The organism is Gordonia jacobaea, assembly GCF_965344965.1.
Lineage (GTDB): Bacteria > Actinomycetota > Actinomycetes > Mycobacteriales > Mycobacteriaceae > Gordonia > Gordonia jacobaea.
This window is the reverse complement of record NZ_CBDRLS010000004.1, coordinates 99,569-121,794: the sequence shown is the minus strand read 5'-3', so window position 1 is coordinate 121,794 and position 22,226 is coordinate 99,569. Positions and strand designations below refer to the sequence as shown.

17 protein-coding genes are annotated in these 22,226 nt (G+C 64.9%); 3 read left to right on the top strand and 14 right to left on the bottom strand.

Annotated elements, in window-relative coordinates:
* Positions 1 to 49: 49 nt before the first annotated feature.
* The 8 genes from ACRVY7_RS14645 to hpf form a co-directional block, all read right to left on the bottom strand.
* Entirely contained in the window at positions 50 to 1,525 is a 1,476-nt protein-coding gene (locus tag ACRVY7_RS14645) for an NAD(P)-binding protein (protein ID WP_431817590.1), read from the bottom strand.
* Positions 1,526 to 1,627: 102 nt separating this feature from the next.
* Complete coding sequence (locus tag ACRVY7_RS14640) at positions 1,628 to 2,740, bottom strand: GNAT family N-acetyltransferase (protein WP_049698905.1); 1,113 nt, start codon at positions 2,738 to 2,740, stop codon at positions 1,628 to 1,630.
* Positions 2,741 to 2,874: 134 nt separating this feature from the next.
* Positions 2,875 to 3,999, bottom strand: a complete 1,125-nt coding sequence (locus ACRVY7_RS14635; protein WP_431817589.1) for a ferredoxin reductase — start codon at positions 3,997 to 3,999, stop codon at positions 2,875 to 2,877.
* 130 nt (positions 4,000 to 4,129) lie between these two features.
* Positions 4,130 to 4,696 carry a DUF6912 family protein gene (locus tag ACRVY7_RS14630; protein WP_331436151.1) on the bottom strand — a complete coding sequence of 189 codons (567 nt, stop codon included), beginning with the start codon at positions 4,694 to 4,696 and terminating at the stop codon, positions 4,130 to 4,132.
* A gap of 55 nt (positions 4,697 to 4,751) precedes the next feature.
* Positions 4,752 to 6,221: a wax ester/triacylglycerol synthase family O-acyltransferase gene (locus ACRVY7_RS14625; RefSeq protein ID WP_049698903.1), complete on the bottom strand. Its 1,470-nt coding sequence runs from the start codon at positions 6,219 to 6,221 to the stop codon at positions 4,752 to 4,754.
* Positions 6,222 to 6,305: 84 nt separating this feature from the next.
* Positions 6,306 to 6,794 carry an Rv3235 family protein gene (locus ACRVY7_RS14620; protein ID WP_431817588.1) on the bottom strand — a complete coding sequence of 163 codons (489 nt, stop codon included), beginning with the start codon at positions 6,792 to 6,794 and terminating at the stop codon, positions 6,306 to 6,308.
* 153 nt (positions 6,795 to 6,947) lie between these two features.
* On the bottom strand, positions 6,948 to 9,809 hold the full coding sequence (gene secA, locus ACRVY7_RS14615) for a preprotein translocase subunit SecA (RefSeq protein ID WP_431817587.1): 2,862 nt from the start codon (positions 9,807 to 9,809) through the stop codon (positions 6,948 to 6,950).
* Positions 9,810 to 9,943: 134 nt separating this feature from the next.
* Entirely contained in the window at positions 9,944 to 10,711 is a 768-nt protein-coding gene (gene hpf / locus ACRVY7_RS14610) for a ribosome hibernation-promoting factor, HPF/YfiA family (RefSeq protein WP_431817586.1), read from the bottom strand.
* Positions 10,712 to 11,141: 430 nt separating this feature from the next.
* Between hpf and ACRVY7_RS14605 the strand changes: the two genes are divergently transcribed.
* Positions 11,142 to 11,837 (top strand): ComF family protein, encoded by a 696-nt coding sequence (locus ACRVY7_RS14605; protein ID WP_431817585.1) that lies wholly within the window; start codon positions 11,142 to 11,144, stop codon positions 11,835 to 11,837.
* A gap of 13 nt (positions 11,838 to 11,850) precedes the next feature.
* Here ACRVY7_RS14605 and lpqB read toward each other — a convergent pair whose 3' ends face one another.
* From lpqB to mtrA, 3 genes are read right to left on the bottom strand one after another with little or no spacing between them, the layout of a single operon-like run.
* Positions 11,851 to 13,551, bottom strand: a complete 1,701-nt coding sequence (gene lpqB, locus ACRVY7_RS14600; protein ID WP_431817868.1) for an MtrAB system accessory lipoprotein LpqB — start codon at positions 13,549 to 13,551, stop codon at positions 11,851 to 11,853.
* A gap of 59 nt (positions 13,552 to 13,610) precedes the next feature.
* On the bottom strand, positions 13,611 to 15,386 hold the full coding sequence (gene mtrB, locus ACRVY7_RS14595) for an MtrAB system histidine kinase MtrB (protein ID WP_331436155.1): 1,776 nt from the start codon (positions 15,384 to 15,386) through the stop codon (positions 13,611 to 13,613).
* Positions 15,383 to 16,060 (bottom strand): MtrAB system response regulator MtrA, encoded by a 678-nt coding sequence (mtrA, locus tag ACRVY7_RS14590; protein ID WP_005170551.1) that lies wholly within the window; start codon positions 16,058 to 16,060, stop codon positions 15,383 to 15,385. Before mtrA ends, mtrB begins: the two co-directional genes overlap by 4 nt.
* A 96-nt stretch (positions 16,061 to 16,156) precedes the next feature.
* On the opposite strand from mtrA, the gene ACRVY7_RS14585 reads away from it, so the two are divergent.
* Together ACRVY7_RS14585 and ACRVY7_RS14580 are read left to right on the top strand one after the other, a co-directional pair.
* Positions 16,157 to 16,807, top strand: coding sequence for a dTMP kinase (locus tag ACRVY7_RS14585; protein WP_431817584.1), 651 nt, complete (start codon positions 16,157 to 16,159; stop codon positions 16,805 to 16,807).
* A gap of 82 nt (positions 16,808 to 16,889) precedes the next feature.
* Entirely contained in the window at positions 16,890 to 17,687 is a 798-nt protein-coding gene (locus tag ACRVY7_RS14580) for a hypothetical protein (protein WP_431817583.1), read from the top strand.
* A gap of 120 nt (positions 17,688 to 17,807) precedes the next feature.
* Here ACRVY7_RS14580 and ahcY read toward each other — a convergent pair whose 3' ends face one another.
* The 3 genes from ahcY to ACRVY7_RS14565 form a co-directional block, all read right to left on the bottom strand.
* Complete coding sequence (gene ahcY / locus ACRVY7_RS14575) at positions 17,808 to 19,280, bottom strand: adenosylhomocysteinase (RefSeq protein ID WP_049698896.1); 1,473 nt, start codon at positions 19,278 to 19,280, stop codon at positions 17,808 to 17,810.
* Positions 19,281 to 19,507: 227 nt separating this feature from the next.
* On the bottom strand, positions 19,508 to 21,013 hold the full coding sequence (locus ACRVY7_RS14570) for an APC family permease (RefSeq protein WP_431817582.1): 1,506 nt from the start codon (positions 21,011 to 21,013) through the stop codon (positions 19,508 to 19,510).
* Between the two features lie 185 nt (positions 21,014 to 21,198).
* The gene (locus tag ACRVY7_RS14565) at positions 21,199 to 22,155 is read right to left on the bottom strand and encodes a cation diffusion facilitator family transporter (protein WP_431817581.1); all 957 of its coding nucleotides are present in this window, start codon (positions 22,153 to 22,155) and stop codon (positions 21,199 to 21,201) included.
* Positions 22,156 to 22,226 lie beyond the last annotated feature (71 nt).

The following is a 22,226-nucleotide window of genomic DNA, read 5'->3' as shown; positions in this document are numbered from 1 at the left end:
TCAGTGTACGAGCGCAGTGACCTTGATCGCTGTGGTCACGCAGTGGTCACTACGCTGTGGCCCCGACGAGCGGCCCACAGCTGAACCCCAACCGCTGAGAGGCGATGTCCAGCGCGCGGCGGTAGTTCTCGCGCTTGCGCCGATGGGTCAGCATGAATTGGGCCGACGACGCGAGCCGCGTTGGCATCCGAGCCCACCGGTCAAAACTGACACCACAGTTGGTGAAGACCTTGAGCGGCACCTCGTCGGCAATCAGCCCGATGTTGTACATCGCAAGACAGCAACTGATCCCGATCGCCGCCTGCGGATGTCCGCGTATCACCGCGGCTAGGTCGGTTTGGTACAACGGCACCGAATCGAGCTTGCCCAGCAAGGCGAGGTGGGTGAGGAAATACGCGGCATACGTGGAGAACTGGAAGGCGGCCGAACTGGTGTTGACGGTGAGTACGCGACCACCCTTCGAGACGTACGGATCGTCGTCGGTCGATTTCTCACGAAGGAGGTAGCCGGTGCAGTTGACCACCCAACTCCCCGGAACGACGGACATTTCCTCACCACTACGGAACACCAACTGCGGCATGCCATCTCGATCGACAACATCGGCGAGGTAGTCGGTGACAATGCCGCTCAGCGCAGTAGAGATGGCATCGCATTCCGACGGTGAGAGGTTGCCGTTCAAGAACCTTTGCGACTCGGACATCGGACTGATTCCATACCGCGCGCGGTAGGCGGCGGTCACCTGCTGATCGTTAGTCCCGTCGTACATGTCGGCGAATGAGCTGAATACCTGGCTGGCAGTTTTGGCCGCCCACCATCTCCGCATTCCGACGGGGAAAGCCGCCTCGCGATTGTTGAAGTACGTCCCGACGCCAGCGACCAGATGCACTTCACGACCGGGATTTCTGGTCGTGATCAGAAAGGCGGCATCCATTGCGGTCTTACCGCTGCCAATGATCCAGACCGGGGTATCGGTGTCGGTGAAGTCATCTTCGGAGAAGTCGAAGGAGTCGGGCGAGACCGACTTCACCTGCGCGCTACTCAGCGCGAGAGGTTGATTCGGAGTCACATTGAATCCGTAGGCATTGATCAGAATCGGTGTATCGACGACCATCTCCCCACCGTCGGGGCCGCTGAGATGAACGCTCACACCGTCGGCGCGTTCGTCGAATCGATCCATCGTCCATCCGTAGTACTCGTCGAGTGCGATACGTTCGGCCAGTACGTCCCGGCAGTACCGCAGGTGGTCGAGGACCTCCGGCTTCGTCGCAAGGTAGTCGGGCGGGCGACGCAACCTCCAGGCGATATCGCCGGCGGTGAAGAATTCATATGGCTGATGAAGTCGGACATAGGAATACGTGTCGTTCCACATTCCACCCGCGTCCGGACGGCGGTCGACGAGGGCCACCCGAGCGCCTGCGTCGAGGTATTCGGTGGCCACGGCGAGCGCATTCAAGCCCGCTACTCCCGCGCCGACGATGCAGAGGTCGACGTTCACCACCGCTCCGGCACTGTTCTGTGAAGGCATGATTCACCTGAATTCGGAGTGCGGCGGTGAATCCGTCGCGTTCACCCGATTTTCCCAGTGTTGCCACTCCACGGAAAGCCCCAGCTTGTGGGGACAGTGACGCTACTGATCGCCTGCTTCTGCGAGCAGTTCATACCCGAGCAGGTCCTCGATCTTGCCCGCCGAACTCGCGGCAAGCGGCTGGGTGCCGAACTCGTTGAAGCCCGCTCGCAGCGCAAGGCGTTTGCTGCCCTCGTTGGAGTCGGCCGCGAACATCGTCAGCCTGCGCAGACCGAGAACGTCGAAGCTGTGCCGCACCGACGCGGGGAACGCCTCGCCGAGCACTCCGGCACCACGCGCCTCGGGATGTGTGTAGAAGCCGATCTCGGCGCCGACCACCGGATCGATCTTGAACAGCGAGATATCGGCGAGGTAGTGGTCCGTCTCCTTGTCGGCAACGGCCCACGTGCAGGTCTCACCGCGCGCGGCCGTCCACCATTTCCTGGTGCGCTCTGCGGCGGCATGTTCGACGGTCAGCGGGTCGGGCCGGCCGAACAGGTACTTGCGCGAGATCGGGTCGTCGAGCGTCTCTCGAATGCGCTCGTCGTCCTTGGCTTCCAGCGGCCGCAGCCGGAACCGCTCGGTTTCAAAAGTCGTTGCGTGCCAGACGGTCTTGGGTTCGAAACTCTCGCCGGCGTGCCACTTTCCACACCAGGCGTCGACGACGCCGCTGTTCATCTCGAGCCAATCGGGAAGCCGACCGACCAGCGTGAAGCCTGCGGCGTGTGCGGCCCGCAGACTGGTGAGGTTGCCCTCGGCGGCCTCCCAGCGCACGACCTCGACGTCGCGGTTGTCGACGGCGTACTGCATCGCCAACACCATCGCGCGCCGCGCGAGCCCCTCACCGCGCGCATCGGGATGCAACCCGAAACCGATGTCGACAATGCGCCCGGGTCCGCGGAGATCGATGCTGCCTGCAAACTGGCCGTGGTGCTCGATGGCCCAGATCATCGACGTCCCGTTGCGCCATCCCTGCAGTGCATTGATGATGAACCGCTCGGCGTCGGACCGACCATAGGGCGATGGCATCTTGGCCCATCGCATCGTCAACGAATCGGTGGCATACCCGACGATCCGATCGACGTCGTCGGTCTGATGTGCCCGCAGCGTGATGGTGCCATCGGTCAGCACCGGAACATCACTTGTCGCGGTCAGTTCAATCAGTTCAGCTCGCACGCGGATCCCCTCCGTGGTCGACAGCCTCGCCCACAGAGCCTAACGTGTCGGCTCCCCCTGCGGCGGGGAACACCGTCACCGGGCTCCCAGCAGACCTTCTGACCTGCGCATTCGCCGAGAGTCCCGGCGGTTTGTCACACATCTAGTGTGCAGTCGCCTGCAGCAGCGCTTACGCACGTCTGGATTCGTTCGCCCGCGACATGCTCGTCGCCGGACCGCAGATCGCGCACGCAACCCTTGTCGAGCATGACCACGCAGCTCTGACAGATGCCCATGCGGCATCCGAACGGCATCAACACACCTGCCTGCTCACCCGCTTCGAGCAGGGTCGTCGCGCCGTCCACCTCCGCGGTCTGCCCCGTTCGCCCAAAGGTCACCGTTCCGCCCTGCGCGCCGACCGCGCCACGCTCGAGTGCGAATCGCTCGATGTGCAGGCGCTCGGAGGCATCTGCGTCGACGAACGCGGCCTCGACCATTTCCAAGAAGCCGCCAGGACCACACGCCCACGTTTCGCGCGTCCGCCAGTCGGGGCTGAGCTCGTCGAGCGATTGTGCGGTGACCTTGCCGTCGGCCCTCGTGTACTGCACGTGCAGGTCGATGAGTCCACTCTCGTCCATATCGACGAGTTCGTCGGCGAACAGCAGATCGTCGGGCGTCGGCGCCGAATGCATCACGCGCACGTCTGTCGACTGGCCGCGATGCCGCATCATGCGCAGCATCGAGATGATCGGGGTCAGGCCACTGCCGGCGGTCAGGAAGAGCACTTTGTCCGGCAGTGGCTCGGGCAGGACGAACTCGCCCTTGGGTGCGGCCAATCGCACGACGGTTCCCGGCTCGAGCCCCTTGACCAGGTGCGTCGACAGGAAACCCTCGGGCATGGCCTTGACCGTGATCGCGATGGTGCCCTCTGTGCGCGTCAGATCGGGTACCGACGTCAGCGAGTACGAGCGCCACGTCCAACGTCCCTCGACGAGGACTCCGATCCCGATGTACTGCCCCGGTGCGTAGTCGAGCGTGAATCCCCACCCGGGCTTGATGCGAATGGTGGCGGAGTCGTCGGTTTCCGGAGTCACCGAAACCACCTGGCCGCGCAGTTCACGCGCCGACCAGAGCGGGTTGGCCAGATGTAGATAGTCGTCGGGCAACAGCGGCGTGGTGATCCGCGCGACCGCAGCACGCGCCCACCGTGCTCCGCGACTACGCGCGGCCACTCCAGACACCGGCTCTTCAAACCGTTCCCGCAGCTCCCGCAGATTCACCGTTCCCACTCCCTCGTCGTGCGACCGCGTTGGACGGGGAACCCACAGTCGGGCCCCCGTAGACCTCACGTAAACACTCTAACCTACGGAACCGTAGGTTACGGGGTGAGCGGACTCGGGGGCTACCGCGTCAGAGCAGTTCGAGGAGGAACGGCAGCTCCTGGGTCGCATACCAACCCAGGTCGTGGTCTTCGACGTCGCCGACGGCGAGCTCGGCGTCCTGGTCGCCCAAGTCCGCGGCGTCGATGACCACGACCGCGGTACGGACAGCACTCTCGGCGTCGGCGCCGTCGACCAACACAGACGCGATCGCCGACTTCGCGATCGGACCGGCGACCTTCACGACGGCGTCGTCGAGATCGGGACGCAATGTGGCGTCGTCGACGTCGGCGGCAACGACGGCCCGACGAGGCGGTAGGCGGGGTGTGTCGCCGGGCTTGGCAGTCGCCTCGTCGGCTTCGAGGTCGGCCTCGGCGTCGGGGTCGCCCGGCTCGGGGGCTTCGCCTGCCAACAGGCGCAGCGACGCACGCGCGGCCTCGCGGATGGCTGCCTCCGCCAACTCCTCGTCGTCACCGGCGACATACGACTCGCGCAACGCCGGAGTGAGTGCGAAGCCCGTTCCGCCGACGGGCCGGAACTCTCCGGTCTCGTCGAGTTCGAGCAGCATGGTCAACGTCGCCGGAAAGTAGACCCTCACCGCGTGTTTCCTCCTACGACATCCTCAGCGCACGACCTGGATTCCGCTGCCAACACTAATGGGCGTCGGCGAGTTCCTCGAACGACTCGCGGACGTAATCACCGATGAGCGCGGGGTCGTCGATCACACCACGATCGGCGGTGAACCCGAACTCGATCGACCCCGCGTACTCGCACACGCCGACCGACAACGCGCGCCCTGCGACGAGGCCGGGCACGACGAACAGGTCGGACACCTTGTGCCCCAAGACATATTGCGGGGGAATCGGCACCGTGTTCATCGCGACGGGCACGTTGTACCCGCGGCGGTCGAGCGACCGGAACGCGCGCGAACTGAGCTCCGCGAATGGCACGACGCCCAGTTCACTCAGCAACGGCTGCGTCGACGGCGAGACCCGCCGCGACGATTGCGCGTAGCGATTGGCCAGTCCCGCGACCTGCGCGAGTCGAACCAGCGGATTGGACTCGCCCACGGGGAGGTCGGTGACGAACCGGGGCTCGTCGGTGACGATCCACGTCTCGGGTGACTCCTCCTGCGCAAGGACCCCGGACTGTCGGGCGCCGAGCGGAAGCACCGCGCGCACGGTGTCGCCGAACTGTCCCTCCGCGTCGATGGACAGCAGCCAATGGCGCATTGCGCCCGTGATGATCGCCAGTTCGACGTCGTTGACGGTGCATTCGTTGCGCTCGGCGATCTTTGCGACGTCGCGGCGCGGGACCGATGCCGAGACAAACGTGCGAGTCGACGACCCCGGCGCGTTCAGCAGACTCGACGGCGCAGAATCCGTGAGCTGCTGCACCAGGCGTCCTGCGCGGCGGACCGTTCCCACAACTACAGACCTCGCCTCGCCGAGCAGTCCGTTGCCGCCGATGACCGAGTCGATCAGCTCCCCCGGACGCGCCAACGCCTCGGCCAGCGCACTGACCGCCAACGAGGCCGTGCCGGGCGGCGGGCCGGGCATCCAGACATCCACGGGCAAGGGGGCGACGTCGGGCTCGTCGTCGCAGATGAGTTCGCTCATCTCGGCGCCACCGCCGTCGATCAGACACCGATGCGACTTGGTCAGGATCGCAAACCCGCCGTCCTCGAGTCCCTCGATCAGATACATCTCCCACAGCGGTCGGCTGCGGTCGAGGGGCCGCGACATCACACGAGATACGAGGTCTTCGAGATCGGCGATCGTTCCCGGCGACGGCAAGCCCGATCGGCGGATGTGGAAGTTGATGTCGAAATCGGGATCGTCAGCCCAGACCGGGCGGGCCAGACCGAGGGTGACCTCCAGGACCACCTTCCGGTACCGCGGCACGAGTTGCAGTCGGTTCTCGACGAGCCGCACAAGCGCCGGGTAGTCGAGTACGGGCGGTTCCGACTTCTTCCGTGCGCGGTTGGTCGCGAGATCCTTTGTCGCGGAACGCTTCTTGACGTTGGTTCCAGGAAAGATGATGACTGCACCGAGATGGTTGGTCGCACCCGCACCGTCGAGGAAATAGGAGATAGCCTCGCGCGGAGACAGCCGGTTCGCCACGCGATGATCCTAGCGCTGCGACCACCGTCGCCGACATCGTGATGGCGATACCGACACGTCTGCCGGCTGCGGGCGGGAGGGTACTCATCCAAGTGTCAACACGACCAACTGCCAGCGGTACTCGACGCGGGTCGCCACCGGACTGTAGCGACCACGTGACGCTTGGCCCGCGACGCGAACGCGGCACGGTACGCGTTCGATACGCCCGGCGAACGCGCGCGACCTGCCCTGCCGCGAGTATGTCCCGAAGATCTCCGCGGTGCCCGCGTCACACATCTGGACGTGGACGCGTCGAACCGTGGGTATGCACATGTCGTCACCCGCCGCTCTGGCCCGCGCGAGGGCGTCGATCTGGTCGTCGACCTGCATTCCGACCCGATGCTGCAGGTGAGACGCGGGTCGGCGACGTGAGATGACCTCGAAGATCATCGTGAGGGTGCCAACCGAGAACTCCCGTGCCGCGATGGCTGCCGCGCGGGTCGCTGTGCGGGGAGGCGACTCCTGGCGCTGCATGTCCGCGCCACTGCGAGCGGGAATCGCGGCGGGCGACTCGTCACGTGTTGCGTGGGTCACAGGCCCGCACATCTCGTAGTCGGGGGCGGCCATTATCCGGATACGACTCGGCGCCGGACTCGCTTCGAGCGACGGGTGATCAGTGCAGGTGTTGGTCATGGAAACTCGGACGCACGCGAGGTACGTCCGGTTCCATGAACTTCAGAGAATTTTTTAGCGTCGACGTCGCTTGGACTTCGGAGGCTTCGCGCCCTCACGCTTTCCGCTGGCACGCGCGGCGGCTCGACGCTCTCGACGCGACGCGGACACGAGTGCCGGGTCTTCGAGTTCCTCTTCCTCCGAGTGCACGGACGTGCCGCCGTCCTCGTCGGGACCCGAGTACGTCATCGGGACGTCGGCCTCGGTGCCGACACCGACGGCACGCAGTGCGGCCGGTGCCTCGCTGTTACCCGACGCACCGTTGCCCGACGCACCATTGCCCGATGCCGATGCGCCTGCCATCGCGGGCTGACGGGCGGCGGCCGCAGCGGCAGTTGCTGCAGCGGATGCGGGTGTGACGGTGGGAGCGGGCTCGGCTTGCACCTGCACGTTGTACAGGTACTGGAGGGTCTCCTCCTTGAGGCCTTCGAGCATGCCGGTGAACATGTCGTAGCCCTCGCGCTGGTACTCGACGACCGGGTCGCGCTGCGCCATGGAGCGCAGGTGGATGCCCTCGCGGAGGTAATCCATCTCGTAGAGGTGATCGCGCCACTTGCGGTCGAGAACGCTGAGCAGGATGGTGCGTTCGAGCTGTCGCATGGCGTCCTCGCCACCGATCGCTGTGATCTCCTCCTCGCGCTTCTCGTACGCCTTCTGCGCGTCGTCGACGAGGATCTCTTTGAGCTCATCGGCCGAGATGTCGTCGCGCTCACCGAATTCGTTCTCGCCCATAACTTCTTGCGGGTCGAGCTCGATGGGATAGAGCGCGCGCAGGGCGGTCCACAGCTCGTCGATGTCCCAGTCCTCGGCGTAACCCTCCTCGGTCGCGCCGTCGACGTACGCTCCGATGACCTCGGCGATCATCTGCATGATCTGCTCGCGGTGCTCGGTGCCCTCGAGGATGACGCGACGCTCGGCGTAGATGACCTTGCGCTGCTCGTTCATCACTTCGTCGTACTTGAGGACGTTCTTGCGGACCTCGAAGTTCTGCTGCTCGACCTGGGTCTGCGCGCTGCGGATGGCCTTGGTGACCATCTTCGCCTCGATCGGGACGTCGTCTGGCAGGTTGACGCGGTTCATGATGGTCTCGAGCGCCGCGCCGTTGAAGCGTCGCATGAGCTCATCACCGAGCGAGAGGTAGAACCGCGACTCGCCCGGATCGCCCTGACGACCCGAACGTCCGCGCAACTGGTTGTCGATTCGACGGGATTCGTGGCGCTCGGTACCGAGCACGTACAGACCGCCGGCGTCACGCACCGCTTCGGCTTCCTCAGCGGCTTCCCGACGCGCGACGGTGATCGCCTCTTCCCACGCCGTCTCGTACTCGTCGGGGGTGTTGACCGGATCGAGTCCGGCTTTGCGCAGGCGGGTGTCGGCGATGATGTCGGGGTTGCCGCCGAGCACGACGTCGGTACCACGACCGGCCATGTTGGTGGCGACCGTGACCGCTGCGGGCCGACCGGCCTCGGCGACGATCTGCGCTTCCTGCTCGTGGAACTTGGCGTTGAGCACGGTGTGCGGAATGTCGCGCTTGGCGAGCTGGCGGGACAGGTACTCCGACCGTTCGACGCTGGTCGTACCGATCAGGACCGGCTGACCCGCCTGGTGGCGTTCGGTGATGTCGTCGACGACCGCGGCGAACTTCGCCTCTTCGGTCTTGTAGATCAGATCGCCCTGATCCTTGCGGATCATCGGCTTGTTGGTCGGGATCGGGAGAACGCCGAGCTTGTAGATCTGGTCGAACTCCGCGGCCTCGGTCTCCGCGGTACCGGTCATTCCCGAGAGCTTGTCGTACAGGCGGAAGTAGTTCTGGAGCGTGATCGTGGCGAGCGTCTGGTTCTCCGCCTTGATCTCGACGCCCTCTTTGGCCTCGATGGCCTGGTGCAGACCCTCGTTGAAGCGACGGCCGTCGAGCACGCGACCGGTGAACTCGTCGACGATGAGCACCTCACCGTTGCGGACGATGTAGTCCTTGTCGCGATGGAAGAGCTCTTTGACCTTGATCGCGTTGTTCAGGTAGCTGACCAGCGGCGAGTTCGCGGCCTCGTACAGGTTGTCGATGCCGAGCTGATCCTCGACGAACTCGACGCCCGCCTCGTGCACGCCGATCGTCTTCTTCTTGATGTCGACCTCGTAGTGGACGTCACGCTCGAGTAGCGGCGCAATGCGCGCGAACTCGGTGTACCACTTGCTCGATCCCTCGGCGGGACCCGAGATGATCAGCGGGGTCCTGGCCTCGTCGACCAGGATCGAGTCGACCTCGTCGACGACGGCGAAGTTGTGGCCGCGCTGCACGAGATCCTCGAGTGCATGCGCCATGTTGTCGCGCAGGTAATCGAACCCGAACTCGTTGTTGGTGCCGTAGGTGATGTCGGCGGCGTAAGCGACCTTGCGCTGCTGCGGAGTCATCCCGGTGAGGATCACGGCGGTCTCGAGACCGAGGAAGCGGTGGACGCGTCCCATCCACTCCGAGTCGCGCTTTGCGAGGTAGTCGTTGACGGTGACGACATGCACGCCGTCGCCCGACAGCGCGTTGAGGTAGGCGGGCAACACACAGGTCAGGGTCTTGCCCTCACCGGTCTTCATCTCGGCGATGTTGCCGTAATGCAGCGCCGCACCACCCATGATCTGCACGTGGAAGTGCTTCTGGTCGAGAACGCGCCATGCGGCTTCGCGGGCAACCGCGAATGCCTCGGGCAGCACTTCGTCGAGTGTCTCGCCCTTGGCGATGCGATCCTTGAACTCGTCGGTCTTCGCCTGCAGGTCGTCGTCGGAGAGCGACGCGATCTCGTCTTCCAACGCCTCGACGTGCGATGCGATGGCATCGAGTCGCTTGACCATGCGGCCTTCGCCGACGCGCAGCAGCTTGTTCAGCACCGTGGATCGAGTCCCTTACTCATGTCGACTACTCACGAAATACGGCCTGTGCATGCGAGTGCATGAACGCAGGCCGTATTCCATGGTACCGACGTCGCCTGAAGGGAGCCTGATCGGTGCCCCGTGGCCACCGATCAGACGAGCCGGATCAGTCCGTAATCGAAGGCGTGGCGGCGATAGACCACCGAAGCCTGATCGGTTTCCTTGTCGTGGAAAAGGAAGAAGTCGTGCCCGACGAGTTCCATTTCGTAGAGCGCGTCGTCGACGGTCATCGGGACGGCCGGGTGTTCCTTCACGCGGACGATCTGTCCTGGTGTGTGGCCATCGACGCCGTCGTCCCAGGTTTGCGTGCCGTCGACGGATCCGGGGTCACCGGAAAGCTCGTCGACTGTGAGTTGGTCGACTCGCAGCGGCGGTGCTCCCACCTCGGTTGCCTCGGCGACCGAGATCGGCCGACGGTTCCCGTAGTGCACACGTCTGCGGTCCTTCACCCGACGCAATCGGGACTCGACCTTGTCGAGACTGGCCTCGAGCGCGGCGTAGAAGTTCTCCGCGCACGCCTGCGCGCGGACGACAGGCCCCTTGCCGGTGGCCGTGATCTCCACCTGCTGGCACGCCTTGGACTGTCGCGGATTGCGTTCGTGATTGAGTTCGACGTCGAATCGGTAGACGTTGAGGTCGAACCTCTCGAGTCGCGCGAGCTTGTCGCGGACGTAGATCTGGTAGTGCTCGGGTATCTCGACATTCCGCCCGGCGAAGACGACCGTGGCGTTCGGCTCGGCCGGCTCGTCGGACTCGACTGTTCCGGGGGGCCGTACAAAAGCGAATTCTGCGTCGTACTCGTCGGTGGTGGCACCGACCTTTGATTCACGCCGACCTTTGCGATGGACGACTTGCGACATTCGACTACCTCCTGGGTGTGCTACCACAACCCAACCCCGTCTCGAGAACCTCGAGAGAGATCTGAGAGTTCGAAAGCCGTTGTGCGCAAGGAGATCCCGCTGTGACTCGCGTGAAGCACCAGACGATTCGCGGCTACTGAGGTCAGGAAATGGCTACTCATTCATGCCAACCGGCGGTTGACAACCACTGTCAGGGGCTTCACCTCCCGTATCGGGACTCGGCTACCTTCTGCACCCTTGACCGTAGTCGGAAGTTTGCTTGTTAGCCATCGTTATGTCGGCTCGTCACCACGTTGATTCGAATAAGGGACCAACGGCCCATCGGTGCCCGTGCGACGTGTCCTCCACAGGCTCGAGTGAGTCCACAGATGTGCGTCGGATCGCAGTCGCGCCACGCTTTCGGTCGCACCGGGCGAGCATGCTCGACGCCATGTCAGGAATCACCCGACGGCACGTCTGCGCGATCGCACGCGCGGGCGTCGACCTCATGATCCCGGTGACCTGTGGCGGTTGCGATGTTCCCGGGCCGCGCTGGTGCGCGCGCTGCGCGGCGCTTCTCGCCGACGCCCCCGTGATGCTCTCCCCGAGGGTCCCGGTCGGAGTCGGGGTGTGGGCACTCGGGCGCTATCGCGGCCCTCATCGCAAGGCAGTGATCGAGCTCAAAGAACACGGCCGACGCGATCTCGCCGCCCCACTGGGGCACGCAGTGAGCGAGGCGCTACGTACGCTCGGCCGCTGGGGTGAGATCCCGCCCGCGTCGCGGCTATCCCTTGTTCCCGCGCCGACCCGGCCGCTCGCGGCTCGACGCCGCGGCGGAGACACCGTCACAGCGATCGCCGCGTGTGCGGCCACCGAGCTCGGGCGATACGTCTCGGTGCGTCCGCTGCTGACCATTCGGCCGGGCGGGCGCGACTCCGCGGGACTCGACGCCAGGGCGCGACGTCGAAACCTCGCGCAGCGCGTCGGCATCCGGTCGCCGCCGACTCGTACCGACCGGTCGTCTCACACGGCGACAGTAGTGGTCGACGACGTGATGACCACCGGGGCAACGGCAGCTGAATCGGTCCGCGTACTCGCCGAGCACGGCGTGCGCGTCGACCTCGTCGTCGTCATCGCAGGCGCATGAGGGCGTCTGAGGCTCAGGGCAGCACGGGGATCGCGGTCGGCGACATGGCGGGCTCGACCTCTGTCCAATACTGATCGGGCTGTCCGTTGGTGCTGCCGAGACGCAATATCCCGCGTTGGTCACCGATGTACACGTTGCTGGCATCTGCGGTGACCGCCCGGACGGGCGGTGCCACGTTTCCGCTGATCAAGCCGGACGCGGGAGCACCGTTGATCGGCAACTGCACCACCGGGGAGTCTGAGGCATCGCGGGCGACCATGAGAGTCGACGACGTGGCCCACGACAGCGACACGGCCTGATTGCCGACGTTGTACGCGGCGATCCGCGGGTTGGCCAGAGTGACCTGGCCGTCCTCGTTGGTCGCGATGACCGCCAGCAGCACCTGTCCGCCGACGATGAGTGCGACACGGACACCGTCGGGCGACACCTGTAATTCGGTGATCGGGCCACGGGCAATCGTCGCGATCGACGCCTCGTCGACCGTCGACACCACCTGACCGGAGTTCTGGGAATCGCGCACAACGCGAACAGGTTTGCCGTCGACGACCGCCCACACGGCGTCGTTCCCCTGGTTTCCCCCGAACGATGGACGCGTGATCGACGTACCCGAGGTGAGCGGGGAGACTTCACCGCCATACGTCCCCAACACCAGTTGCAAGCCGGGTCCGCCGCGGGAGGCGACGACCGCCGTCACCGCCTTGCCATCGGAAGAAATCGACGCCGAGCGGACGTCGCGGCTGGTACCCAGCGATCCGCCCGACGGCGTGGTCCCGGTGTCGGTGACCTTGAGCAGCGCTCCGTCGCGCACGATGTTGAGCCCGACATCGGTGGTTGGCGTCGCGAGCGGGTCGAACGCTTTGACGTCGGCGGGCTGCCATCCGGCGCTGCGCTCCGGGACGAGCGGCGCTCCGTCTGCGTTGATCACATACGGTCCACCGATGTCCGCGGCGTTGAGGGTCCAGATGATCTGCGCGGCAAGCGATGTTCGGTCGCGAACTCCGAGGGTTCCGAGGCCGGTCAGTTCGACGCGAACACCGCCGCCGGAGATCTGCGCGGCCTGCCCGCGCAGCGCCGACCCCGACGGAAAGCCGTTGTCGACGCCGGATGCGAGGTCCTCTGCCGGGCCTTCGATCAACCTGTTGAGCAGGACCGTCGGGTCGGCGTCCTGGTTTCCGTACAACCACCGCGGGTCCGACACCAGGTGCTGATGGGTGCGATCGGTGAAGTACAGCGACACCGAACGGTAGGTCGCGACGAACCGGCTCCTGTCGATCATCGCGCCGTTAGGCAGTGGGCCGTCGATCAGCCACTGCTCCCCCACGCGAACAAGACTGATCGTGGTCTCGACCCGCCCGCTTGCGGGCAGTAGTTGCCCGTTGGACTTGAGCACTCCGACGTTGTCGCCGACCAGACGCATGCGCACCGAATTCTGGCTGCGCTGATCGACGAACGTGTTGATCTCGTCGAGGATGATGGCGTCGCCGCGCTCGTCCCACTGCTGCGACGACGGTGCCGTCAGGAATCGGCGGGCGGCCGCATGCCCATCCGTCGGCGACGCCGTGGCTTCCAAAAACGCACGTACCAAAGCCTCGGGATCCATATCCGACTGCGGAACCGGAACCGCGTTCGTAGGTCCCTCGCGCTTGAAGGATTCGATGGGCTGGGGCGACGAATTGTCGGGCACGCCGCCACAGGCCGCGAGCACAATCGCCATCACCAGCAGCCCGACCAGTGCGGCGAGTCGTCGTGACGTAGCGGCGTGGACGCGCGCGTTCACCGTTGCTCCCTGTCGCTCGCGTCGGACCTGTCGTCGGTATCCGGCCCGGCGTCGGCGTCATGACTGTCGTCGGCGTCAGATGTCCCGGCGTCAGACGTCCCGGCGTCGTCGAGTCGCGTGGCACTCGTCCTCGTCGACGACTTCGCGGGCAGACTGCGGACCGGCTGGCCGACCGGTTTGAGCGGCAGCGGGCTGCCGAGAACCTTGTGTCCACGGATCAACGGGATGGTCAGTCGGAAGCACGCACCCTTACCGGGCTCGCCCCACGCGTCGAGACGCCCCTGGTGCAGGCGGGCATCCTCGATGCTGATCGCGAGACCGAGCCCGGTGCCACCCGACCGACGGAACCTCGACGGGTCGGACCGCCAGAAGCGGTTGAACACGAGTTTCTCCTCGCCGGGGCGTAGCCCGATGCCCTGGTCACGCACCGTGATGGCAACGGCGTCGCCGTCGGATCGCATGGTGAGCGTGATGGGTTTGCGTTCGCCGTGGTCGATGGCGTTGGCGAGTAGGTTGCGCAGAATGCGTTCCACGCGGCGTGGGTCGATCTCGGCGATGACCGGTTCGGCCGGAAGATCGAGGATGATCTCGGTTCCCGTGTCGGAGGCGAGGTGCGAGACCGTCGCGAGCGCTCCGTCGATCGGGATGGCCATGTCCATCCGTTCCGCGGCGAGTTCGGCCATTCCGGCGTCGTGTCGGGAGATCTCGAGGAGCTCGTTGAGCAACGTCTCGAACCGGTCGAGTTCTTTGTCGAGTAGCTCGACGGATCGCTTGCGCACGGGGTCGAGGTCGTCGCGGCCCTCGTAGAGCACGTCGCTGGCCATACGAACGGTGGTCAGCGGTGTGCGCAATTCGTGGCTGACGTCTGAGGTGAACTGTCGCTGGAGGCCACCGAACTCCTCGAGGTGGGTGATCTGCTTGGACAGACTCTCAGCCATATCGTTGAACGACATGGCCAAGCGGGCCATATCGTCCTCGCCGCGCACCGGCATTCGTTCCTTGAGGCGCCCATCGGCGAAGCGGACGGCGATCCTCGACGCCGAGCGCACAGGCATCACGGCCTGCCGCGATACCAACCACGCGATGGCCGCCAGCAGGCCGAGCAGCACAACGCCGCCGGTGAGCAGCGTGCCACGCACCAGATCGACCGTGTTCTGCTCGGTGGTCAGCGGAAACACGAGGTAGAGCTCGAGCCCGGGAACCGACGAGTTGGTCGGTGTGCCGATGACCAGCGCGGGGATCGATCCGCCGGTACCGTCGGCGACGCGCGTGTACTGATAGGCGACCTGTCCGCCCTGAACCATGTCGCGCAGGTTGCGCGGAATTTCCGAAATAGGGCCGACGCCGAACTGCGAACCGTCGCTGCCCGATCGCGGAACGATGAGCACACTGTCGAAGGTGCCGACAGTTCCCGACGTCTGGCTGGTGTCGACGTCGCGGTCGGTCAGCAACGACCTCGTCTGCCGGAGCCGGTTCTGCACGGAGGTATTGCCGTCGCCGCTCGCGAGATCGCGTTCGACGGCAACACGCGCACGCTCGACCTCTTCGGTCGCGGCACCCAACTTGACCTCGAGAAGCCGGTCGGTGATCTGACTCATCAGCACGAACCCGAGGATGAGGAGCACGACGAACGACAACGCCAGCGTCGATACGACGACGCGCAACTGGAGCGAACGCCGCCACATGCGGCCGAATGTCCGGCCTACGCCGCCTGCCGCGCGGGTGAACCGACCGAGAGTGCTGTTGACGCGACGTCGAGAACGACCGATCACGGCGGGCCGGCCTTGTAGCCGACCCCCCTCACCGTCAGGACGACCTCGGGATTCTCCGGGTCGGTCTCGACCTTGGCGCGTAGACGCTGGACATGCACGTTGACGAGTCTAGTGTCCGCCGGATGCCGGTATCCCCACACCTGCTCGAGCAGCACATCACGGGTGAACACCTGGCGTGGTTTGCGGGCGAGCGCCACCAGGAGATCGAACTCGAGTGGCGTCAGCGAAATGGGCACACCGTCACGAGTGACCTTGTGTGCGGGCACATCGATCTCCACCGGGCCGATCGAGAGCAATTCGGCCGGCTCCTCGTCGTTGCGACGCAGGCGCGCACGCACCCGCGCGACGAGTTCCTTGGGCTTGAACGGCTTGACCATGTAGTCGTCGGCACCCGACTCGAGCCCGAGCACGACGTCGACGGTGTCGGACTTCGCTGTCAGCATCACGATCGGCACACCCGAATCGGCCCGCAACACACGACACACGTCGATCCCGTTCATCCCGGGGAGCATGAGGTCGAGGAGGACGAGGTCGGGACGAACCTCTCGAACCGCGGTCAACGCCTGCGTTCCGTCGGAGACGACGAAGGGTTCGAAACCTTCGCCCCGCAACACAATCGTCAGCATTTCGGCGAGCGCGGCGTCGTCGTCGACCACGAGGATGCGAGGCTTCATGACTTCAATGGTGACACTTCCGTGATCGAACCGTCGTGATTGACGCGCCGACGCGCGCTCGCGCGTTCTCACCGCCTCCCCGCCTACCATGCGATCGTGGGAGTACTCATCGCGGTGGAGGGGCTGGACGGCGCAGGAAAGAACACGCTGGTCACCGGCGTGGTCGACGAGTTGACACGACGAGGCGCCGCAGTGTCGACCTTCACATTCCCGCGATACGGCTCGTCGGTTTTCGCCGATGTCGCGTCGGAAGCATTGCACGGCGAGCATGGCGATCTGCGTCAGAGCGTCAACGCCATGGCGCTGCTCTTCGCGCTCGACCGCGCCGACGCCGCAACACAGATCCGCACGGCACTCACCGAATCCGACGTCGTGATCCTCGACAGATACGTCGCGTCGAATGCCGCCTACAGCGCGGGGCGACTGCGACAGGACGCATCCGGAGACGTCGTGCGCTGGGTCGCCGACCTCGAGTTCGGCAGATTCGACGTTCCCGTCCCCGACCAGCACCTGCTGCTCGGAGTGCCCGCGACCGTCGCGATGCAACGCGCACGCTCGCGTGCGGCAATCGACCCGTCGCGGGCACGTGACGCATACGAGCGCGACGACGACCTGCAGATGCGCGTCGACTCCGTGTATCGACAGCTTGCCGAGCAGAGCTGGGCGTCGCCGTGGATCGAGGTCGGCACAGATTCTGCAGATTCGGTGGAACCAGCAGGCCTCGTTGCGCGTCTGATGCTCGAATGACTGCACCAGTGAATGACGGTTCTGGGGCGGCCGCTCACCTCTTCGATAACGTCGAAGACGACACCATCGGCCAAGGAGCCACATGACCTACCCGCCCGTACCGGGACGCGGCACACCGCCGCCCCAGGGGCAGTACCCGACTTCGCAGCAGCATCCATCGGCGCCGCAACCGTACCCGGGCGCCCAGCCATACTCGGGTGCACAGCCGTACCCGGGAGGACCCGCGTACCCGGCGGGCCCCACATTTCAGGGACCGCATCCAGGCGCACAGCATCCGGGACTGCAGCAGGCCGCGCCGCCCGGGTGGGATTCACCGTTCGCGCAGATGCAGACCACCAAGTCCACTCTGAATCGGGGCCTGGTCGCGGGAATCGTGGCGGGTGTCGTTGTGATCCTGGCCCTCGGCGTGGTGCTCGTCGTCGCTCTCACGTCGATCAGCACCGGTTCGACATCGACGGTTGCGACCGCGTCGCCCGGACAGACTGCACCCGGCGATTCTGATCAGGGTGGTGCGGGCACGCAGGGCGGCCCGAACGACGACTCTGCCGACGCGCCCGCAAATGACAAGCAAGCCGTGGCGGTCCGTGCGGCGATGCAGCGCTACCTCGACGCATACAACTCGGGCAACCTGGATCAGATCAAGGCCGCGACATGCGCCGGGCTGCGCGACCAGGTTCGGGCACCTCAGGGCAGGGGCACCGTGGTGCTCGACGGCATGTCGGCCGTACTCGTCAGCGGCGACGTCGCGCGGTCGCTCGTCGACACCCACGTGACCGACGGCGTCCGAGCCACCCAGACCAAGACCGCCAAGGCGACGTTCAGCAACGAGAAGGGCACCTGGTACTTCTGCCCCAACGCCGAGCCCTCGTTCAGCACGTAAGGCACGCGAGCGCACCGCTCACACAACGAGCCGGGGGCGTCGACAACTGCTGTCGACGCCCCCGGCTCGTATCGGTCGGTTCCGGCTCGCATCACCCCTGGTGGGTCGCGAGCGGACCGATCAGTAGCGGTAGTGCTCGGGCTTGTACGGACCCTCGACGTCGACGTTGATGTACTCCGCCTGCTCCTTGGTGAGCTTGGTCAGAGTGCCACCGAGCGCCTCGACGTGGATCTTCGCGACCTTCTCGTCGAGATGCTTGGGCAGTCGGTAGACCTCGTTGTCGTACTCGTTGTTCTTGGTCCACAGCTCGATCTGCGCGATCACCTGGTTGGAGAAGCTGTTGCTCATCACGAACGACGGGTGGCCCGTCGCGTTGCCGAGGTTGAGCAGTCGGCCCTCGCTCAGAACGAGGATGGACTTGCCGTCGCCGAAGATCCACTGGTCGACCTGCGGCTTGATGTTGATCCGGGTCGCGCCCGAGTTCTCCAGGCCTGCCATGTCGATCTCGTTGTCGAAGTGACCGATGTTGCCGAGGATGGCCTGGTTCTTCATCTTCTTCATGTGCTCGAGCAGGATGATGTCCTTGTTGCCCGTCGACGTGACGACGATGTCGGCGTCGCCGATCGCCTGCTCGACGGTGACGACGTCGAATCCGTCCATGAGCGCCTGCAGTGCGTTGATCGGATCGATCTCGGTGACCTGCACGCGAGCGCCCTGCCCTGCGAGCGACTCAGCGCAACCCTTGCCGACGTCTCCGTAGCCGCAGATCAGCACCTTCTTGCCGCCGATGAGGACGTCGGTGCCGCGGTTGATTCCGTCGATCAGCGAGTGGCGTGTGCCGTACTTGTTGTCGAACTTGCTCTTGGTGACCGAGTCGTTGACGTTGATCGCGGGGAACGACAGTTCACCGGCAGCAGCGAACTGGTAGAGCCGCAGGACACCCGTGGTTGTCTCCTCGGTAACGCCCTTGACCGACTCGGCAATCTTCGTCCACTTGGTCTTGTCCTCGGCGAAAGTGGCACGCAGCAGTTCGAGGAACACCTTGTACTCGGCGGGATCGTCGTCGTCTGCTGGCGGGACCACACCCGCCTGCTCGAACTGCGCACCGCGCAAGACGAGCATGGTGGCGTCGCCGCCGTCGTCGAGGATCATGTTCGCGGGCTCGTCGGGCCAGGTGAGCATCTGCTCCGCAGCCCACCAGTACTCCTCGAGTGTCTCGCCCTTCCAGGCGAAGACCGGAACACCCTTCGGCTCGTCGACGGTGCCGTGCGGCCCGACGACGATCGCGGCTGCGGCATGGTCCTGGGTGGAGAAGATGTTGCACGACGCCCACCGAACCTGCGCGCCGAGCGCGACGAGGGTCTCGATCAGCACTGCGGTCTGCACTGTCATGTGCAGCGAACCGGAGATGCGCGCACCCTTCAGCGGCGCGACGTCAGCGTATTCGCGACGCAGCGACATCAGGCCCGGCATCTCGTGCTCGGCGAGCCCGATCTCCTTGCGGCCGAACTCGGCAAGCGACAGGTCGGCGACCTTGTAGTCGATGCCGTTCTTGGTGTCCACCTGAGGTGCCTCGTTCTGCACCATGGTCATGTCATCCCCTTGTCCGTGAAATCGCATGTCACCGATGTGTGCCGCTGGGCACGCGCCTGTGTGAGGTGTCGCGCCGACTGTTCGCCGACGACCGATTGAGCGGGTACGCGCGATGCGCAACCGGGAGTCACTCCCCTACGAGGCTATCTAACACTTCAGACACTGCTGAGGCTGGCCACACCTCGGGAGCGAGCAACGGGGTGCCCGTGGTCCCGCGACGGCGAGGCTCACGCCTGCTTGTGGACGGCAACTCCTTCGACCTCGCCGCGCTCTCGCTTGCCGACCATCGAATGCCGCATTCCGTAGAGCAGGTAGATCGCCACGCCGATGGCCATCCAGATCACGAAGCGAATCCATGTCAGCGCCGACAGGTTCAGCATCAACCACAGGCACGCCAGGATCGCGAGCACCGGAATGATCGGCCCTCCCGGCACGGTGAACCCACGTTCGAGGTCGGGCCTGGTCCGACGCAACACCAAGACACCCGCGGCAACGACGATGAACGCGAAGAGCGTTCCGACGTTGACCATCTCCTCGAGCTTGTTGATCGGGAAGAAGCCCGCAACCACGGCGACCACGACGCCGATGAGAACGGTCAAACGCACGGGGGTTCCGAACCGCGGACTTGTCTTGGCCAGACCGCGCGGCAGCAGACCGTCGCGGCACATCGCGAACGCGACTCGTGACTGGCCGAGCATCAGGACCATGACGACGGTCGTCAAGCCTGCCAGCGCGCCGATCGCGATCACCTTCTCTGCCCAGGTGACCCCGTTCAACGCGAAGACGTCAGCGAGGTTCTTGGAGTCACCACCGCTGCTTGCGAGCTGCTTGTAGCTCGCCATGCCGGTGACGACGATCGTGACGAGCACGTAGAGCACGGTGACGATCAGCAACGACCCGAGAATGCCCCGCGGAACGTCCTTGCGCGGATTGCGGGTTTCCTCCGCGGTGGTGGCGACGACGTCGAATCCGATGAACGCGAAGAACACGATCGACGCCGCGGCGAGCACGCCGTACCACCCGTAGGACGAGTCGCCGCCTCCGGTCATCAGAGAGAAGAGCGTCGAATCGACAGAAGCCTTTTCACCTGCCGCGTGTTCGGCAGGCGGCACGAAGGGTTGGTAGTTGGCAGTCTTGATGTAGAAGAAGCCGACGACGATGACGAGCAGCACGACGCCGACCTTGATAGCGGTGATCACCGCGCTCACACGCGACGACAGCTTGGTGCCGATGGCGAGCAGCGTCGTCACGCCCGCGACGATGAGGATCGCACCCCAGTCGATGGTGTGTGAGCCGACTTCAACGGTTCCGCCGGAGAAGCCGAACACGCTGCCGAGGTAGCTCGACCACCCCTTCGACACCACAGCCGCACCGACCGCGAACTCGAGGATCAGATCCCAGCCGAGAATCCAGGCAAGGAACTCACCGAATGTGGCGTAGCCGAACGTATATGCAGACCCCGCAACGGGAACGGTCGACGCGAACTCGGCGTAACACAGCGCCGCCAGCGCGCAGGTGATCGCTGCCATGATGAACGACAGCGAGATCGCGGGTCCCGCTTTGTCTCCGGCAGTCGACACGGTGATCGTGAAGATGCCTGCACCGATCACCACCGAGACGCCGAAGACGAGCAGGTCCCGCCACGTCAGGTCCTTGCGGAGTTTGTGGTCTGGCTCGTCGGTGTCGGCCATCGACTGCTCGACAGACTTGGTGCGTGTGAACGCATTGGCCATCAGTGGTTCTCCCCTGCATATCTGGTCAGCACTGTCAGGTCAGCATCGTCGACGCATCGTCCGCTTCTCGAGCGACGCAGGATCGGAGTGGACTGTCATCCCCCGACTCGACGGTGTTCTCACGCAACCGGCATTTCGGTTATCGCGGATTCACACGCTACCGACAATGCCGGGAATGTGAGGGCTTAACGCGAAGACGTGTCTGCTCGATCAGCACCGGGTTGAGCCGACCCGCGATCGATGTCGGGCTCGAGGTAGATGATCCTCGCTTGTGGTACGGCAGTACGGATTCTTGCCTCAGCGTCGTCGATGGTGTGCGCGACCGCCACGACATCTGTGCCCGCCGGGATCGCGATCTTGGCGGCGACGAGGAGTTCGTCTGGCCCGAGATACTGGGTCTTCATGTGGATCACGCGGTCGACCCCACCGGATTCAAGCGCTTCGCGTAGGGCAGCCTCCTCCTCCACCGTCGCGCCCTCTCCGATCAGAAGGCTCTTCATCTCGATGATCAGCACGATCGCGATGACGCCGAGCAGGACGCCGATCGCCAGCGTTCCGATGCCGTCCCACACCGCATTACCCGTGATCATGGTCAGCCCGACGCCGAGCAACGCCAACACGAGGCCGATCAGCGCACCGGTGTCTTCGAGCAGAACCACCGGGAGTTCCGGGTTCCTCGAGTTGCGGATGAAACGCCACCACGACGCACGTCCTTTGAGAGGTCGCGACTCGCGCATCGCAGTCGTGAAGCTGTAGCCCTCGAGGCAGATGGCGACAAGCAAGATGACGATCGCGACGATCGGCGATTCGAGGCCGTGATCGTCGGCGTGCGTGATCTTCTCGATGCCCTCGTAGATCGCGAACATCGAACCGAGCGTGAAGATCACCAACGCCACGACGAACGAATAGAAGTATCGAGCGCGCCCGTAACCGAAGGGATGAAGCTGGTCGGCTTCCTGGCTCGCGCGCTTCTGCCCGAGCAATAACAGTCCCTGGTTGCTGGTGTCTGCGACCGAGTGCACACCCTCGGCGAGCATCGACGACGATCCCGTGATCGCGAATCCGACGAACTTGGCCACAGCGATACCGGCGTTTGCAGCGAGCGCCGCGAGAATTGCCTTCTTCGAACCTTCAGCCGACACCGTGTTGTCCTTCCATCGACGCCTCCTGCCATCGACGCCTCCTGCCATCGACGCCACTGCCCGTCCGTCGA

Excerpts from the sequence above, each read along its gene's own strand:
- ACRVY7_RS14645 (WP_431817590.1), bottom strand. The coding sequence starts at position 1,525 with ATGCCTTCACAGAACAGTGCCGGAGCGGTGGTGAACGTCGACCTCTGC.
- hpf (WP_431817586.1), bottom strand. The coding sequence starts at position 10,711 with ATGTCGCAAGTCGTCCATCGCAAAGGTCGGCGTGAATCAAAGGTCGGT.
- ACRVY7_RS14605 (WP_431817585.1), top strand. The coding sequence starts at position 11,142 with ATGTCAGGAATCACCCGACGGCACGTCTGCGCGATCGCACGCGCGGGC.
- lpqB (WP_431817868.1), bottom strand. The coding sequence starts at position 13,551 with ATGGCGATTGTGCTCGCGGCCTGTGGCGGCGTGCCCGACAATTCGTCG.
- mtrA (WP_005170551.1), bottom strand. The coding sequence starts at position 16,060 with ATGAAGCCTCGCATCCTCGTGGTCGACGACGACGCCGCGCTCGCCGAA.
- ACRVY7_RS14580 (WP_431817583.1), top strand. The coding sequence starts at position 16,890 with ATGACCTACCCGCCCGTACCGGGACGCGGCACACCGCCGCCCCAGGGG.
- ahcY (WP_049698896.1), bottom strand. The coding sequence starts at position 19,280 with ATGACCATGGTGCAGAACGAGGCACCTCAGGTGGACACCAAGAACGGC.
- ACRVY7_RS14570 (WP_431817582.1), bottom strand. The coding sequence starts at position 21,013 with ATGGCCAATGCGTTCACACGCACCAAGTCTGTCGAGCAGTCGATGGCC.